Here is a 237-nt window from a genome sequence, read left to right as displayed (position 1 = left end):
ATGTGGTTTGCCAGACGTCCTGCCCGGTTTCCACCGGCAACCACCCGACCATCGACTATAACAAGATGAAAGGCGCTTTCTATGTGGACGTAGGCGCGTCGTTCAAGATCACCGACGCCGTGTCGATCTATGGCAAGGTCGATAATCTGTTCGACAAGGATCCGGTGGCTTCGCCGCAGACGAACACCGGCCTCGACATCAATCCGGCGCTCTATGACACTCTGGGCCGCATCTACA

General features: G+C 56.5%; 1 protein-coding gene. It reads left to right on the top strand.

The window, feature by feature from the left end; genetic code table 11:
- Window positions 1-237: hypothetical protein (locus tag VJI93_RS09260; protein WP_324009397.1), on the top strand; the 237-nt coding region annotated here is incomplete at both ends.

Origin of the sequence: Parvimonas sp. M20, assembly GCF_035282425.1 — a bacterium.
GTDB lineage: Bacteria > Bacillota > Clostridia > Tissierellales > Peptoniphilaceae > Parvimonas.
Note: the sequence above shows the minus strand (reverse complement) of the source record. Positions and strands in the feature narration are given on the sequence as shown.